Source organism: Psychromonas sp. 14N.309.X.WAT.B.A12 (assembly GCF_030397575.1).
GTDB lineage: Bacteria > Pseudomonadota > Gammaproteobacteria > Enterobacterales > Psychromonadaceae > Psychromonas.
Genome location: NZ_JAPNXS010000011.1, coordinates 98,862 through 114,072, shown reverse-complemented (window position 1 = coordinate 114,072; position 15,211 = coordinate 98,862). Strand labels below are relative to the sequence as shown.

General features: G+C 37.6%; 13 protein-coding genes and 1 pseudogene. 8 read left to right on the top strand and 6 right to left on the bottom strand.

Annotated features, from left to right (window positions below):
- Positions 1-761: 761 nt before the first annotated feature.
- The 4 genes from hemC to OW492_RS14250 are packed head-to-tail and all read left to right on the top strand — an operon-like array spanning position 762 to position 4,789.
- Positions 762-1,688: a hydroxymethylbilane synthase gene (hemC, locus tag OW492_RS14265; RefSeq protein WP_290040931.1), complete on the top strand. Its 927-nt coding sequence runs from the start codon at positions 762-764 to the stop codon at positions 1,686-1,688.
- A complete protein-coding gene (locus OW492_RS14260; protein WP_290040929.1) occupies positions 1,685-2,422 on the top strand; it encodes a uroporphyrinogen-III synthase in 738 nt (245 codons plus the stop codon). Before hemC ends, OW492_RS14260 begins: the two co-directional genes overlap by 4 nt.
- A gap of 40 nt (positions 2,423-2,462) precedes the next feature.
- Positions 2,463-3,590: a uroporphyrinogen-III C-methyltransferase gene (locus OW492_RS14255; protein WP_290040927.1), complete on the top strand. Its 1,128-nt coding sequence runs from the start codon at positions 2,463-2,465 to the stop codon at positions 3,588-3,590.
- 5 nt (positions 3,591-3,595) lie between these two features.
- Positions 3,596-4,789, top strand: coding sequence for a heme biosynthesis HemY N-terminal domain-containing protein (locus tag OW492_RS14250; RefSeq protein ID WP_290040926.1), 1,194 nt, complete (start codon positions 3,596-3,598; stop codon positions 4,787-4,789).
- Positions 4,790-4,910: 121 nt separating this feature from the next.
- Here OW492_RS14250 and OW492_RS14245 read toward each other — a convergent pair whose 3' ends face one another.
- The gene (locus tag OW492_RS14245; protein ID WP_290040924.1) at positions 4,911-5,267 is read right to left on the bottom strand and encodes a glutathione S-transferase N-terminal domain-containing protein; all 357 of its coding nucleotides are present in this window, start codon (positions 5,265-5,267) and stop codon (positions 4,911-4,913) included.
- A gap of 175 nt (positions 5,268-5,442) precedes the next feature.
- Between OW492_RS14245 and OW492_RS14240 the strand changes: the two genes are divergently transcribed.
- The 4 genes and pseudogenes from OW492_RS14240 (at position 5,443) to OW492_RS14225 (ending at position 8,226) form a co-directional block, all read left to right on the top strand.
- Entirely contained in the window at positions 5,443-5,622 is a 180-nt protein-coding gene (locus OW492_RS14240; RefSeq protein ID WP_290040922.1) for a DUF1289 domain-containing protein, read from the top strand.
- Between the two features lie 36 nt (positions 5,623-5,658).
- Entirely contained in the window at positions 5,659-6,441 is a 783-nt protein-coding gene (locus OW492_RS14235) for an NAD(P)-binding domain-containing protein (protein ID WP_290040920.1), read from the top strand.
- A gap of 200 nt (positions 6,442-6,641) precedes the next feature.
- Positions 6,642-7,667: pseudogene (locus OW492_RS14230) on the top strand (FAD-dependent oxidoreductase); the annotation flags it as partial.
- Complete coding sequence (locus tag OW492_RS14225; RefSeq protein WP_354669236.1) at positions 7,606-8,226, top strand: formate/nitrite transporter family protein; 621 nt, start codon at positions 7,606-7,608, stop codon at positions 8,224-8,226. The pseudogene OW492_RS14230 and the gene OW492_RS14225, both read left to right, overlap by 62 nt.
- 51 nt (positions 8,227-8,277) lie before the next feature.
- Here the strand turns inward: OW492_RS14225 and OW492_RS14220 are convergent, their stop codons facing one another.
- The 5 genes from OW492_RS14220 to OW492_RS14200 form a co-directional block, all read right to left on the bottom strand.
- Positions 8,278-9,258 (bottom strand): calcium/sodium antiporter, encoded by a 981-nt coding sequence (locus OW492_RS14220; RefSeq protein WP_290040918.1) that lies wholly within the window; start codon positions 9,256-9,258, stop codon positions 8,278-8,280.
- A 231-nt stretch (positions 9,259-9,489) separates the two neighbouring features.
- Positions 9,490-9,765 carry a DNA-directed RNA polymerase subunit omega gene (gene rpoZ, locus OW492_RS14215; RefSeq protein WP_113819230.1) on the bottom strand — a complete coding sequence of 92 codons (276 nt, stop codon included), beginning with the start codon at positions 9,763-9,765 and terminating at the stop codon, positions 9,490-9,492.
- A gap of 87 nt (positions 9,766-9,852) precedes the next feature.
- The gene (gene gmk, locus OW492_RS14210) at positions 9,853-10,479 is read right to left on the bottom strand and encodes a guanylate kinase (protein ID WP_290040916.1); all 627 of its coding nucleotides are present in this window, start codon (positions 10,477-10,479) and stop codon (positions 9,853-9,855) included.
- A gap of 162 nt (positions 10,480-10,641) precedes the next feature.
- On the bottom strand, positions 10,642-11,625 hold the full coding sequence (locus tag OW492_RS14205; RefSeq protein WP_290040915.1) for a two-component system response regulator: 984 nt from the start codon (positions 11,623-11,625) through the stop codon (positions 10,642-10,644).
- 23 nt (positions 11,626-11,648) lie between these two features.
- The gene (locus OW492_RS14200) at positions 11,649-14,978 is read right to left on the bottom strand and encodes an MHYT domain-containing protein (RefSeq protein ID WP_290040914.1); all 3,330 of its coding nucleotides are present in this window, start codon (positions 14,976-14,978) and stop codon (positions 11,649-11,651) included.
- Positions 14,979-15,211 lie beyond the last annotated feature (233 nt).

Genomic DNA, 15,211 nt, shown 5'->3' with positions numbered 1-15,211 from the left:
GACTATGTCAGCAGGGATTTTTTCGTTATTGGCTGTTGGTTTTATAGCGACTTGAACATGGGGTAAATAAAGTGCCACGTAGTGGCCAACCTTATGTGTGATAGCTAGGGGCGAATGATACGCCAGTATCGGTTTATGAGCGGGCTAAGCTCCGCGTGCCCTGGTGGATCCGCGACAGCGATGGTCCACGAGCGCTGCGAGGACTTTCCATCGCCAAGCGCTTCATTAAACGAACCCTGTTGATTAACATCGACAGGGTTTTTTTCATGTCTGTTGATTTATGATGAGCTACGCTGAAAGTAGGGTGAGTTTACCGATAGGCAGGGCTCACGAGCGGGTAAGCTCTGCACTCCTTTTTTTAGGCTGACAGTTATCGCAGACATCGATTAACAGCTATGAACAAAGCGAATCTATATGACATTGAATGCATCAATATCAAAACCTAAAACAAGCAGGCTAAAAAAGGAATATCAGAGTTTTTTCGCTCGTAACACTAACCTGTCAGTTAATTATCCCTTCGCCCTGATATTAAGCTTTGTTTAATTAATGTTGCTACTATTTGCATTTATTATCTAAATGATTATTTCTACTTACAAATAGCTGTCTACTTGTGATATTAGTCCGCTAAATTATTATGCATGACCTTATCGATGCTGTGTCTTTATCAATATTTTCTTCTCTTTTCCCTTTTCAGTCATATTTATATGGATCATTAGTTTGTATTTGATAGCATAAATTATCCTGTTATTAGAGAGACGCTTATGTCTAAAAAAATTATTCGTATTGCAACACGTCATAGCCCTTTAGCTATGTGGCAAGCTAACTTTGTTAAAGCTGAATTACTTAAACATCATGCTGATTTAACCGTTGAATTGTTACCGATGAAAACTAAAGGTGACATCATTCTTGACACACCTTTAGCGAAAGTAGGTGGTAAGGGTCTATTTGTTAAAGAATTGGAAGTAGCTATGTTAGAAAACAGAGCTGACATTGCAGTGCACTCTATGAAAGATGTGCCTGTAGATTTTCCTGAAGGTTTAGGGTTAAGTGTTATTTGTGAACGCGAAGATCCTCGCGATGCACTTGTTTCTAATCAGTTTAAAAAGATTGCTGACTTACCTCAAGGTGCTGTAGTCGGGACATGTAGTTTACGTCGTCAATGCCAAATTAAATCATTACGCCCTGATTTAGTGATTAAAGACTTACGTGGTAATGTGAATACGCGTTTACGCAAATTAGATGATGGTGAATACGATGCAATTATTCTTGCGGCTTCAGGTTTAATGCGTTTAGAAATGCACGATCGTATCGCCTGCTTTATTGAGCCTGAGATTAGCCTTCCTGCAGTTGGTCAAGGTGCTGTTGGTATTGAGTGCCGCTTAGATGACCAAGAAACAATCGCATTATTAGCACCATTAAATCATCAACAGACTCGTATCAGAGTAACTGCTGAACGTGCTATGAATTTAGCATTGGAAGGTGGCTGCCAAGTGCCAATTGGTAGCTTCGCTCTATTAGATGGTGAGCAAGTATTTTTGCGTGGTTTAGTAGGTAGTATTGATGGTAAAAACATCATACGTAAAGAGATAACAGGTCATGCAGATAAAGCACATGAATTAGGTGAAGCACTTGCTCAACAATTATTAGATGCAGGTGCTAAAGAAATTTTAAGTGAAGTATATAAGTGATTTGTTCTGACCGATTGCTGATAACGCGTTTTGCTCCTCATGCTCAACAACTTGTTGATGCTTTAGCTGAGATTGGTTGTTTCTCTATTGCCCAACCGTTATTGACTGTAGTCGGTTTAGATGATCCACATAGATTAGATGCCTTTTTATCTGCACAATATGATGCAGTGATTGCGGTAAGTGGTAACGCAGTTAAATATGCTGAACAGAGCATTCACCGTGATTGGCCTAAAACTCAATATTTTGCAGTAGGTAAATCAACGAAAAATAGATTGAAAATGGCATGTAAACAACAGGTTATTTGCCCTTTATCTCGGTTTGACAGTGAAGGTTTATTAGCGCTAGATACATTACAAAATGTAGATGGGAAGCGAATTTTAATCCTTCGTGGTGAAGGCGGAAGAGATTTACTCGAAAACACTTTAATTAAACGAGGTGCTAAGGTCGATTTCTTTCAGACATATAAACGTGTAAAACTCGATCTAGATGGCATAGATTTAGTTAATTATTGGCAACAAGCATCTATAAATGGTGCTATTATCAGCAGTGTGGAAATTTTAAATCAATTATTTGTACTTGTGCCAAAGGAATATACAAGTTGGTTATGTAAGTTAACTTTTTATGTTCCAAGTCAACGTGTTGCTGATCAAGCTAGATTGTTAGGCGTGGAAAATATTATATTATTACCAAGTTTACATACAAATCAGATAGTAGATTTTTTTCATGATAACTGATCTCCTCTGTATAGCCCATTAGTTTTAAAATAGGAAAATTATGACTGATACTAATACTGAAACTCCAGAAATTCCAACTGAGCCAGAAGTGCAAGTTGAGAAAAAAAAGCGCAAAAAATCTTCTAAGCTATTAGTAGCTGTTATTCTCATTCTGTTCATTATATTGTTTTTTGTTTTAGGGTTTGGTTACTACTTTTATAAAAATAATGTAGGCGCAAACACTGCTTATCAAGAACAGATTGAAGTATTAAGTAATAAATTAGACTCTCAAACTGCGCGATTAAATAGTCAGCTTCAGCAAACCAAATCATCGAACGATAGTGTTAAGACTCAAGTAGAACAGCTTAATATTCAGCTTTTAGATAGCCAAAATAAAAGTAAACTATATCATGATGACATTCAATCTTTACGCCGTGCGGTAGCTGAAACGAATATCCGTCATCCAAGTGATTGGATTTTAGCAGAAGTGGAATATCTAATTAACTTATCAGGCCGTAAGTTGTGGTTAGAGCATGATTTAAATGCCACTATTGCGTTATTAAGCACTGCAGATCAACGTATTGTTGAAATGGGTGATCCTAGTCTTAATCCGTTGCGCCGTGCATTATTAGAAGATATTAATATGTTAGAAGCATTACCTTCACGTGATGTGGATGGCATTATCTTATCTTTATCAAGCTTAGAGCGTCGTATCGATACACTGATGATTGCTGGCCTGACCATGTCTGAAGCAGAAGAAACCGATACACAAGAAGTATCTACCGATATTTCTGACTGGGAAGCGAATTTAGATCGTTCTTGGGACTCTTTCATTGAAAGCTTTATCGTTATTTCTCACCGTGACAAGCCTGTTGAAGCTTTGTTATCCCCAGAACAAGCTTGGTATTTAAGTGAGAATTTAAGAAATCACTTATCGAAAGCTGAATTTGCGGTGTATCGAGAGCAGCAAGAAATTTACGACATAGCGTTACAAGGCGCATTAAAATTGGTGTCCGTTTATTACGATATGGGTGATAAAAGCACGCAGCAATTTTACAATGCAATTCAAAAACTCAGCAAAGAAACTATCTCCATTGATTATCCTGATCAATTCAAGAGCGCACCTTTACTTTCACATATTTTAAAGCAGCGTATTAGCAAATCATTTACCATTGAAAGTGCGGAGTAGCTGATATGATTGGATTAATAGCAATTGTCATTATCTTACTCACAGGATTAATCTTTGCACCTGAATTGAGTGCTCATAAAGGCTATATATTAGTTTCATTTGATAGTTATACAACCTATGAAACGACTATTATTAATGCTGTTTTTATTGCCATTATTTTTTACTTCTTACTATTGGCGCTAGAGTGGCTATTAAGAAAAATTCTCTCAATGAGCAGTGTGACACGTGGTTGGTTTGGGCAGCGTAAAACACGTAAAGCACAAAAAAATAGTTTGTTAGGTATGCTGGCACTATTAGAAGGTAATACTAAGCATGCGCAAAAGCTGCTTTCCAAATCTGCTGTTCGAAGTGAGTCTCCTGCGCTTACCTATATTGCGGCTGCACGTGCGTCACATAAAAATGGCGAGTTTAACCAACGTGATGATTATTTACAGTTAGCGAGCGAATACCCTAAATCTAAACTTGCTGTTGGTTTAGTTTGGGCCGAATTACAACTAGATGCGCAGCAATACGAAAATGCATTAGTGACTCTAACTAACTTAAATCAACAGTTTCCTAAGAATAAGCAAATCCTGGAACATTACATTACCTTGTACCCTGCAATGAATGAATGGCAGAAGTTAATTACCCTGTTAAATAGCCAACGTAAATTATTGACGTTGAATGCAGAACAAGTGGCAGAGTTAGAGCTACATGCTCATCAACAATTGTTTCAACAGCTTGCGGCGGAAAGTGGTCAATTACTTAATGATTATTGGCATAAAGATGTGGCGCGTTGGATGCGTAAAGAGTTGTCTTATCAAAAAGCAGTATTAGAAGCTTTTATTGATAATGACCATGGTAAATTGGCGCAAGAGTTTCTATTAGATAAACTACAACGTCAGTTTTCTTTGCCATTATTACCTTACTTACAGAAGATAAAAGTAACGGATCATTATCCAATCATTACTTTTCTTGAAAAGCAGTTAAAGAAATCTGCACATGCGGATTATGTTCATCAAGCATTGGCGCACTTAAAACTTAAAGAGAGTCACCCTAAAGCGGCGATAGATCATCTTAGTGAAAGTTTGAAAACATTACCTAATGTGACGGATTATCAGTTGATTGCTTCTTTAATGGAAGAGCAAGAGATGCAAGAGCAAGCTAATCAGTATTACCGTGAAGGTTTGGCTTTTGCTTCAACTTCAGCTAATACATAACGTTTAGCTTGATTTAAGTACATTCAAATAGCGCTCAAGAAAGCAGTTGTTTGAATGTACTTGTTCTTATATCAATCTCCACTCTTTATAATCGTTAAATATAACAATAGGTCGACTGGGATTAAGCAAACCTTTTTTCTAAGTAAGCGACGATATCTGACGACTCATACATCCAAGTGATCTTATTATCTTCTTCAATACGTAAACAAGGTACTGTGCCTTTGCCACCTTGTTCAATCAGTAGGGCTCTATTGGCTGGTTGTTGTGCATCCACTAATTCGATGTTTAATGCATTTTTACGCATTACTCTTCTGACTTTGACACAGAAAGGGCAAGCAGCGAATTGATATAGTTGTAAGCTTTTAGTTTGTTGATCCACTTTCTGTTGTGATGCTGCATCTCTTTGCAGTTTTTTAGGCGAAAATATAAAGTTCAGCAGTAAAATGATACGGCCTAATATCCAACGAATAATTTTCATTTTTATCTCTTTATGTTAATGAACAAGGTAAAATTGTAACTGATCTGTGGATGGCATAAAAGCGTTCAAAGAGGTAGGCACCATTGCATTAGTATACTTTGCTGTTTAATGTGTATTAAACGCTTATAAAGCATTTTACAGAGGTCTTATGATTATAATAAAGGAAATATATTAGATGAATGCTCTTGCTTCACCTTGCGTTGGACGTTGTTGTTTAAATAACCAAGATATTTGCACCGCTTGTTATCGTAGTCTAACTGAGATCACTGAGTGGTCACAGGCATCAGATAGTGAAAAACAGATTATCATTAACAATATTAGCTCGCGTCGCCAGCAAAGCAGCCATCAAGAGTAAACGCTAGAGAAATCGCTAATGGCTAAGGTAAAAAACATGATAAATAATAAAACAGTTAGTATTTTAGGCAGTGGTTGGTTAGGTGAACCATTGGCAAATCATCTTGCTCAAGCTTGTTATGAGGTGGGTTTATCAACACGTACTCCTACAAAAGTTAGTACATTAAAAAAAACGAGAGTTACGCCTCATATAATTGATATTGAAGCGCTACAAGGCAATGTAAAAGACTTTCTACAAGCTCAAACACTAATTATTAATATCACCTGTAAAGCTTTACCTGCCTTTGAAAAACTTGCTGAAGAGATTGCAAAAAGCCCAATTCAGCAGGTGTTATTTATTAGCTCTACTTCTGTTTACCCCAATGATGCTGGTTTATGCAGCGAAAGCGATCAACTAACCTCTGAAACAAACCTACGAAAGATAGAAAAATGCTTCACTGATAACATTGGCTTTGAGTGTACAGTACTTCGTTTAGCAGGTTTGATTGGCCGAAAACGCCATCCAGGTCGATTCTTTGCTTCTGGGAAAAGTATTAAAGATGGCTTCGGAAAAGTAAACCTTATTCATCAAGCGGATTGTATTAAATTGATTGAAACGATACTAACGCAACAGGCTTGGGGAGAGATCTTTAACGGCTGTGCAGACAATCACCCAACAAAGAAAGACTATTATACTGAGATGGCCTTGTCGCTTGGGTTGCCTAAACCTGACTATATCATTGCTGAAAATAGTGCGACTAAAGTAATTAGTAATGAAAAAGTTAAACGCACATTAGGCTATCAATTCATTTATCCTAATATTTTAGATGTTTCTTGCTAATTTATTAATATTAAAAGATTTTTTGTCTATGTAATGATTCTCCTTATCATAAGTTAACCATAATTAAATTGTAGTTAATCGCGTTTTTAAATTAAATGTAAGCGTTATACCCGTTATTTAAACCTACCTTGATATTCGTCAATTTTAAAAGTCACTATTACCTTATCTTTCACCTAAATTAATTAGGTGAGAGAAACATTATGAGCAAACAAAAATTAGTCACCATTGGCAATGGTAGGTTGGCCACCGTTTTATCGAAGAGCTTATCGATAAGGGAGGGTTAGCTAACTTTGATATTGTTGCTTTCTGTGAAGAACCTCGAGTTGCATACGATCGAGTACATCTTTCTTCATATTTCTCTCATCATACTGCCGACGAGTTATCACTGGTTAAAACAGGATATTATGAAAAAAATAATATTGAAATGTTGGTTGGTGAACGTGCATTAACGATTAATAGAGATGAAAAAGTTATTCACTCTCAAACTGGTCGTGCAGTCTTTTACGACAAGCTAGTCATGGCCACCACCTATTAAAGGCAATGAAAGTAAAGATTGTTTTGTTTACCGTACCATTGAAGATTTAAACGCCATTGAAAAAGTAGCACGCAACAGCAAGAAAGGAGCGGTAGTTGGCGGTGGTTTATTAGGTTTGGAAGCTGCTGGCGCTCTAAAAGCATTAGGTGTAGAAACACATGTTATTGAGTTTGCTCCCGTCTTAATGGCCGAGCAATTAGATGCGCAAGGTGGACAAATTTTGCGTAGTAAAATCGAAAGTATTGGTGTAAATGTTCATACCGTTAAGAATACCCAAGGAATTGTTGCTAGTGGTACAAATGCACGTAATACCATGAAATTTGCTGATGGCACTGAGTTAGAAGTGGACTTTATTGTCTTTTCTACTGGTGTCAGACCACAGGATAAACTCGCCAAGCAAACTGACTTAGAAACAGCGCCTCGCGGTGGTATTAGTATTAATGACCAGTGCGTTACCTCTGATCCAAATATCTTTGCCATTGGTGAATGTGCTTCTTGGAATAGTCAGTTCTTTGGTTTAGTTGCACCAGGTTATAGCATGGCAAAAGTCGCAGTAGATACATTGCTCGGCACTGACAATGCATTTACCGGTGCTGATATGAGTGCCAAATTAAAATTGTTAGGTGTTGATGTGGGCAGTATTGGTGATGCTAATGGCCGCACTGAAAATTGTAATAGTTATGTTTGCATTGGCTCCGTTAGCGTTATTTGATAAGCGTGCAAACATTACTAAAAGCGTTATTTTACGTAACTGGTTATTAGTTGCTTTAGGTAATTTGATTGGTGCGGTCGCCGTTGCTTATTTAGTGGCATTAACTTTTATCATGAACTTTAGTGTTGAACCTGGCGCCGTTGGTCAGGCATTTATTAAAGCGTCTACTGCTCGCTCATTAGGTTTTGCAGAGCATGGGGTCGATGGTTGGATCACTGTGTTTGTGAAAGGCATTTTATGTAATTGGATGGTGTGTTTAGGTGTGGTTGGTTCAATGACACCTAAGTCTGTAGGTGGTAAAACCTTAGCGATGTGGTTCCCTATCTTTATCTTCTTTGCTTTAGTGTTTGAGCATGCAGTGGTGAATATGTACTTATTCCCATTAGGTATGATGCTAGGCGCTGAATTTACTATTATGGATTGGTTAACGTGGAATCAATTACCAGTTACATTAGGTAATATTGTTGGTGGTTTAATCTTTACTGGGATGGCATTGTACGTAACGCATGCTAAAACATTACCGGCAAAACAAGCTTAAGCGATAATATTGAGGGTAGTTAATAGAGAATTAATTACCCTCATTTATTATTTATCCAGCTAAATCCATATATAACCAAACCATATATGCGATGTAACCTAATAATAATAAACCGCCTTCTACACGCCCTAAAATACTTTGCTTACCTTTATGCCATGCAATAGAAAATATCAATAGTGCGATCGTCAGGCCTAACATAACAGGGTAATCTCGACTGATAACAACAGAGTCAAAACCACCAGGTCTAATTAAACCTGGTAATGCCATTACACCTAAAATATTAAACATATTAGAGCCAATGATATTGCCAACAGCTAGGTCAAATTCTTTCTTACGTGCCGCAGCAATAGTGGTTGCTAACTCAGGCAAGCTAGTACCAATTGCAACAATGGTTAAACCAATGATTAAATCGCTGACTTGGAAGTACTCTGCTACTTCGATTGAGCCCCAAACAAGGAGACGAGACGATGCAATTAATACAATAATACCAACAACCAACCATTTTAAAGCTTCAGTCTTGCTGATTTCTTCTGGTAACTCATCTAAAATTTCTTGAGGTAGGCTGTCTTTACCATTACTTTTTGCTTCCCATATAGTAAAACCTAGCATTGCAATCATTAAGCCTAGCAATATCACACCGTCAATAAAACTTAGCTGTTGATCAAATAGCAGATAATAACTGAGTAGCATGATTGCTAGTAGGACAGGCATTTCACGTTTTAGTAGTTTAGAGTGGATATGTAGCGGATAGAAGAGGGCTGTAATCCCCAACATTAAACCGATATTAGTAATGTTAGAGCCAATTGCATTACCAATTGATAAACCAGTATTTCCTTCAAATGCGGCCATCGATGATACTAACATTTCTGGTGCTGACGTGCCTAAACCAACAATGACTATGCCCACAATTAAAGGCGATATCGAAAAACTACGGGCTGTATTAGAGGCGCCTAATACAAATTTATCGGCACTCCAAATAAGCAGTACGAAACCAACAAGAATTGCGACCGTTGGCGCTAATAAAGTGATCAAAACATTCTCCTGAGAAGTTAAGTTATCCTAATACCATTCAATTGTTTAAGGTGAACGGTGTATATCTGATCATAACAAGATTATCTACGCGGTGGCCTGATAAGGTAAAGCGTAAATCAGTGATTATAACGGGGGATTATTATCACATGACAGATTAACTAATGCAGTACAAAAAAAACGCCGAGCATTCTCATGCTCAGCGTTCTTCCATATTCATAAGGCAAGTGGGGTTTAGCCACGGCCTTCCGCAATTGCAGCAACAGCAGCTAATTCAGCAGCTTGCTTCTCATGCTTTTCTTGGCGATCTTGAATATCCATTAATTCATTAGTGATTAAGTTTTCTTCAATTTCACGTAATGCAATTACTGTTGGCTTATCATTCTCTGGTTCAACTAAAGGTGTTTTACCTTGTGTCGCAAGCTGGCGAGCTCGGCGAGAAGCCATTAAGATTAGATCAAAACGGTTGCCTACTACATTTACTGCATCTTCAACGGTTACTCGTGCCATTGGTTAACTCCAAAAGTTAATTACATAAAAAAGGGGCGGTTATTATATGTGCTAAATAGCAATTGATCCAGCATCTTAGTATAGAGATTATACTTCTAATAACGCGTTGATTGTTTTAACGTGCTTTATTGCTTGTTTTTCTTGCTCACTGCGCAATGCCCGTACAATAGCAGAAAACTCTTGTATCGCGGTATCAAAATCGTCATTGACGATTAAATAATCATATTCATTATAGTGAGACATTTCAGATTGTGCTTCTTGCATACGTTTAGCGATGATTTCTTGGCTATCCTGTCCACGTTTATTAAGACGTAATTCTAGCTCTTCACGACTGGGTGGTAAGATGAAAATACCTTTTGCATTTGGCATTACTTCTCGCACTTGTCGAGCACCTTGCCAGTCAATATCTAACATGACATCGATACCTTGTGCTAATGACTCTTCAATAGCAACACGTGATGTACCGTAGTAATTACCAAATACTTCAGCCCATTCAAAGAACGCATTTTCTTCGATTAACTGTTTAAATTCTATTTCACTAACGAAATGATAATGTTCGCCATTGACCTCACCTGGACGAGGTGAGCGTGTAGTATGGGAAATCGACACCTGAGAAGGTTGGTTTGATGGATCGCTTAATAACGCCTGAATTAAACTAGACTTTCCTGCTCCGCTTGGCGCTGAGACGATATAAAGAGTGCCGACATGGGACATAATTAATTTCCTGAAGCTATTTTTAAATTGAATGCTGTGTTGGTTGTTTTTTTGAACGACCCGATTAGTGGGGGCGAATTATGGCTTATTTTATGGTCAATGTCTTTTATATTGGTAAACTTTTTATGACTATTTATCTCGTGTTTTAGGAACTGGAAACCTTTAATCTTGCCAGTTATTTTTGATTTCCAGTATTTTATCTAGCTCCTGTACAAAAAGATCAACAAGGTCTGGATCAAAATGTATACCTTTTTGCGATTTTATAAAATCAACAGCCTCTTCCACAGGCCAGGCATGCTTGTAAGGACGCTTGCTGGTTAACGCATCAAATACATCTGCGAGTGCCACAATACGACCTACAATAGGAATTTCCTCTCCCTTGAGTTGTTTGGGGTAACCACTGCCATCCCATTTTTCATGGTGAGTCATGGCAACCACTTTGGCTAGATCAATTAAATCTGAATCTGATTCCCCAAGAATTTCTGCACCAATTTCAGGGTGCTTTTTCATCTCTTCAAACTCTTCATCGGTTAGTTTGCCTGGTTTTAACATAATCCTATCAGGGATGCCTATTTTACCGATATCATGCATCGGTGCTGCATGCAGTAGGTCATCAGCTTCTTTCATCGAATGTCCATAAGCGAGTGAAATCACTTTTGAGTAATGGCTCATTCGTAGAATATGCATGCCAGTTTCATTATCTTTATATTCTGACGCTTTGCCTAAACGTTGGATAACTTGTAAGCGTGTTCTCTTCAGTTCTTCGACGTCTACTAATGATAAATGCGTTTTCACTCTGGCTTTAACAACAGCGGGAGTGACTGGTTTGAATATGTAATCCACCGCACCTAAGTTTAACCCCTTGGCTTCATCGATCGCATCGTTTAAAGCGGTGACAAAAATAATAGGGATAGACTTATAAGCGGGTTGCTTTTTTAAGTGTTCACAAACATCATACCCAGTCATTTCTGGCATCATGACGTCAAGTAGAATTAAGTCTGGTGTTTCTTTTTCAATTAAACGTAGTGCTTCTGCCCCACTTTTTGCAAAAATCAGCTTATATAAGTCTTTAAGTATGTTGTTTAATACCTTTAAGTTGATAGGCTCATCATCTACGACTAATAATTTAGGTTTACTATTTGGCATTTAATTTTACTCTGTCAAACAAGTTAGTTAAGTGACTGTATTGATTTAATTAAATCTTCTATATGATTTAATGCGACTTCAAACTCGAAGTCATTACAGGCTGTTATAATAGCATTGATCTCATTTTCCCGATTTGATTGTAATTCTTCTAATGAATCAAGTAGTTGGTCATCAAACTCATTATTTTCCACACTGATTTTAAGCTTTAATAATAGGTCTATTAATGCAGCGTAAGAGGGGGTTTTGGGGCTTATTTCAATCGCTTTATGAGTTACTGAAGACATTCTATCAGCACATACAGTGATAGCCTCTAATTCTTCTATTATTTGATCTAAAAAGTGTAGGGCTTTTTCTTCTACTTGTTTATGACTTACTTCTTCCAAGCCTTTGAACGCTTCCATTAACCTATTCAATGCTAGGTTACCTGTTACACCTTTATATTTATGAGCGGCTTCTTCTAATGCAGTCCATTGATGTGATTTGACTAACTCAGGTAGGGTATCGATAGTCTCTTTAGATTGTTCTAAAAAGCGCGTAACTTCATTAAATAAGGATGTTTTTGACCCCCATAGTTGAACTCCTTTATCTAGGTCTACGCGTAAATGTTTCTCGGATATTGGTGTGCTTTCAACAAGTTGAGTTTTTCCACCGGTTAATACTCGTGTGATCTCTTTCAACAATTGCGGCACATTAATTGGTTTATTGGTAAAGCCATCCATGCCTGAATCTAATGCTGATCTCTTATCTTGCGGTAATACTCCAGCAGTAAGGGCAATAATAGGTAATCGTGGTAGACCATTTTCTTGCTCGTATTGACGTCTCAGTTTAGCAGCCGTTAATCCATCCATTACGGGCATTTGCACATCCATTAGTACCAGATCAAATTGCTCACTCTTCATCTTCAATAGCGCTTGTTCACCATTGATAGCGACTGATACAACGTGTTTATTACGTTTTAATACTAGTTTTAATAGATCAATATTCTGCTCTATATCATCGACAATCAATACACTTAATTGCGGTAGGTCGATGTGTAGTTCTTGTTTTTTGCTCGCATTGGATTGCTTAGCTTTTTTAATGGGCACTGTAAATTCAAAAGTAGAACCTTTATTAAGCTCACTTTTTGCTGTGATCGTTCCACCCATTAATTCTACTAATTGCTTACTAATAGTCGTACCTAACCCTGTTCCACCAAAGCGGCGACTCATCGATGCGTCTGCTTGAGAGAAGGCTTCAAAGACTGCTTGTAACTGAGTGTCTGTCATACCCATACCGGTATCTATGACAGCGAAGTGTAAGGTATCTGGTTGTGGACTATTGATTTTGATAGTTACTCCACCTTGCTCGGTAAACTTGATCGCATTACCGATAATGTTGGTGAGCACTTGTCTTATACGGTCAGGTACGCCGTGGAAGTATTGTTGTACTTGCTCATCAATTTGTAATTCTAGGAGTAACCCTTTACGTTGTGCTTGTAACCAAAGTGTAGAAACAACTGAATCGACCTCTTCTACTAAATAGAAATCACGATATTCTAATTGGAACTTACCTTTATCTAGTTTAGCACTATCAAGTACATCATTTAAAATATGTAATAATGAACGGGCGGATTGGTTGATTGTTGAGATTTGTTTTCTTTGATGACTGCTTAATGCTTCATCGAGTAAAATATCACTAAAACCAATAATTGCATTCATTGGAGTGCGTATTTCATGACTCATATTAGCTAAAAATGCTGCTCTGGTAGCCGCAGCTTGCTCAGCTGTCTCTTTTGCTGTTATTAAAGCTGATTCCATTACTTTTCGATCGCTGATATCCATAATAAAGCCATCGAGATAATATCCATCACTGTGTTCTATTTTTAGCGCTCGGCCATGGGAAAGTACCCATTTCACTTTATTGTGCTTATCTATCATTCTAAATTCTAATAGATATCCATCTGGATTATGAAGGTCAGTGTTGATAACTCGTTCTTTATCTTCTGGGTGTATAAATTCACTGAGATGATATTTAGGAGCATCACCTAAAAAGTCTTCAGCAGGGTGCCCTAACATATTAACCACTTCATCACTGATAAATAAATTTGACCAAGGCGCTTGGTCGTAACAACGGTAAGCAATACCCGGAATATTAGAGATTAACGAGCGGATTTTGGTTTCTTTTTCTCGTAGCGTCATCTCTAACGCTTTACGTTGGCGTAAGTCAGAAATAAAGGCAACAAACATGCTCTGGTCATCTAATTCAATATGACCAATCCCTAAATGGACAGGAATTTTTTCGCCATGCTTGGTGAGTACTGAAACCTCTCGTCCTTTTCCAATGATTTTAGCTTGTCGAGAGGTGAGGTAATTTGAAATATATTGGTCATGGTGTTGTTGATCTGAACCTGGTACTACCATCTTTACATTTTGACCAATTAATTCATCTTCAGACCAACATAATAAACTTGATACGGCTTTATTGATGCTAATGATGGTGCCTTTTGCATCGATGGTGATAATGCCATCTAATGCGGTATTCATGGTTGCTAGCAAGCGGCGTTCGTTATTAGTGGCGCTGGTGGAGATATCTTTATAACGAAACAGTAAGTTTGTACCTAATACAATTATTATGAGCACTACAGTGACAGTGGTAATACCGAATGCGAGTATTAGGGATATATCGCTACTTTGCCCTGATAGTTCGATGCCTGGAGGAAGAACAAATCGTGCTGCGGCCATCCCCGTATAATGCATTCCTGCAATAGCAAACCCCATAACAACACTAGAAATAGCCATTTTAGTATTTCTGTTATATTGCAACTTTTTACTTTTTTCTAAGCCAAAACTCACCCATAAAGCGATAATTGCGAGTAATACTGCGACCACAATAGATAGCACAAAAATACCTAAGTTATATCTCAGTAGTGGTGCCATTTCCATCGCTGCCATGCCGATATAATGCATTGCCCCAATGCCAGATCCAACTAATATACCACCAATAATTAATTGCTTTAGTCTTATCTGGTCATTGGTGATCAGGGTTAACGCAACCCAAGAGGCCGCTAATGATGGGATAAATGACAATAGAGTTATATTTAAATTGTATGAAATATCAGTGCATAACTCTAAGGCAATCATGCCGATGAAGTGCATTGACCAAACGCCACCTCCTAATGCGATACTACCGATTAATATGGAAATTCGTTTGCGTGCTGGCGTTGCATTATATGCTTGATGGGCGATTTGAAAACCCATGTAAGAAGACAATATCGCAATACACAATGAGATAATAATCAACCAGGGATTATAAGTTGAAAGCGCAAATAGGTTGTATTCACTATATTGAAAAATGTTTGTAATCTGTTCTGGCATATTATTAGCACCGATTTTAAATAAAAAATATGCTGTTACAGCATCAAAGTAAATTGATTCTTTTTAATTGAACAATCATGTTGTATGAGGAATAAATCACATTGCTTAAGAAGGGAAGTGAAAAAATACTAGTGCTTTTCGACCTTAGTTCCTTATTGCTAGCCTCATCCTATGAGATAAATTGTTCTGCTCAATTGTTATTATTGTTATTAAGCCTTACTAGGCATACTTGA

What these genes read in the sequence shown, in the direction of transcription:
- hemC (WP_290040931.1), top strand. Translation starts at nt 762, where the DNA reads ATGTCTAAAAAAATTATTCGTATTGCAACACGTCATAGCCCTTTAGCT.
- OW492_RS14255 (WP_290040927.1), top strand. Translation starts at nt 2,463, where the DNA reads ATGACTGATACTAATACTGAAACTCCAGAAATTCCAACTGAGCCAGAA.
- OW492_RS14250 (WP_290040926.1), top strand. Translation starts at nt 3,596, where the DNA reads ATGATTGGATTAATAGCAATTGTCATTATCTTACTCACAGGATTAATC.
- OW492_RS14245 (WP_290040924.1), bottom strand. Translation starts at nt 5,267, where the DNA reads ATGAAAATTATTCGTTGGATATTAGGCCGTATCATTTTACTGCTGAAC.
- OW492_RS14240 (WP_290040922.1), top strand. Translation starts at nt 5,443, where the DNA reads ATGAATGCTCTTGCTTCACCTTGCGTTGGACGTTGTTGTTTAAATAAC.
- OW492_RS14235 (WP_290040920.1), top strand. Translation starts at nt 5,659, where the DNA reads ATGATAAATAATAAAACAGTTAGTATTTTAGGCAGTGGTTGGTTAGGT.
- OW492_RS14225 (WP_354669236.1), top strand. Translation starts at nt 7,606, where the DNA reads ATGTGGGCAGTATTGGTGATGCTAATGGCCGCACTGAAAATTGTAATA.
- rpoZ (WP_113819230.1), bottom strand. Translation starts at nt 9,765, where the DNA reads ATGGCACGAGTAACCGTTGAAGATGCAGTAAATGTAGTAGGCAACCGT.
- gmk (WP_290040916.1), bottom strand. Translation starts at nt 10,479, where the DNA reads ATGTCCCATGTCGGCACTCTTTATATCGTCTCAGCGCCAAGCGGAGCA.
- OW492_RS14205 (WP_290040915.1), bottom strand. Translation starts at nt 11,625, where the DNA reads ATGCCAAATAGTAAACCTAAATTATTAGTCGTAGATGATGAGCCTATC.
- OW492_RS14200 (WP_290040914.1), bottom strand. Translation starts at nt 14,978, where the DNA reads ATGCCAGAACAGATTACAAACATTTTTCAATATAGTGAATACAACCTA.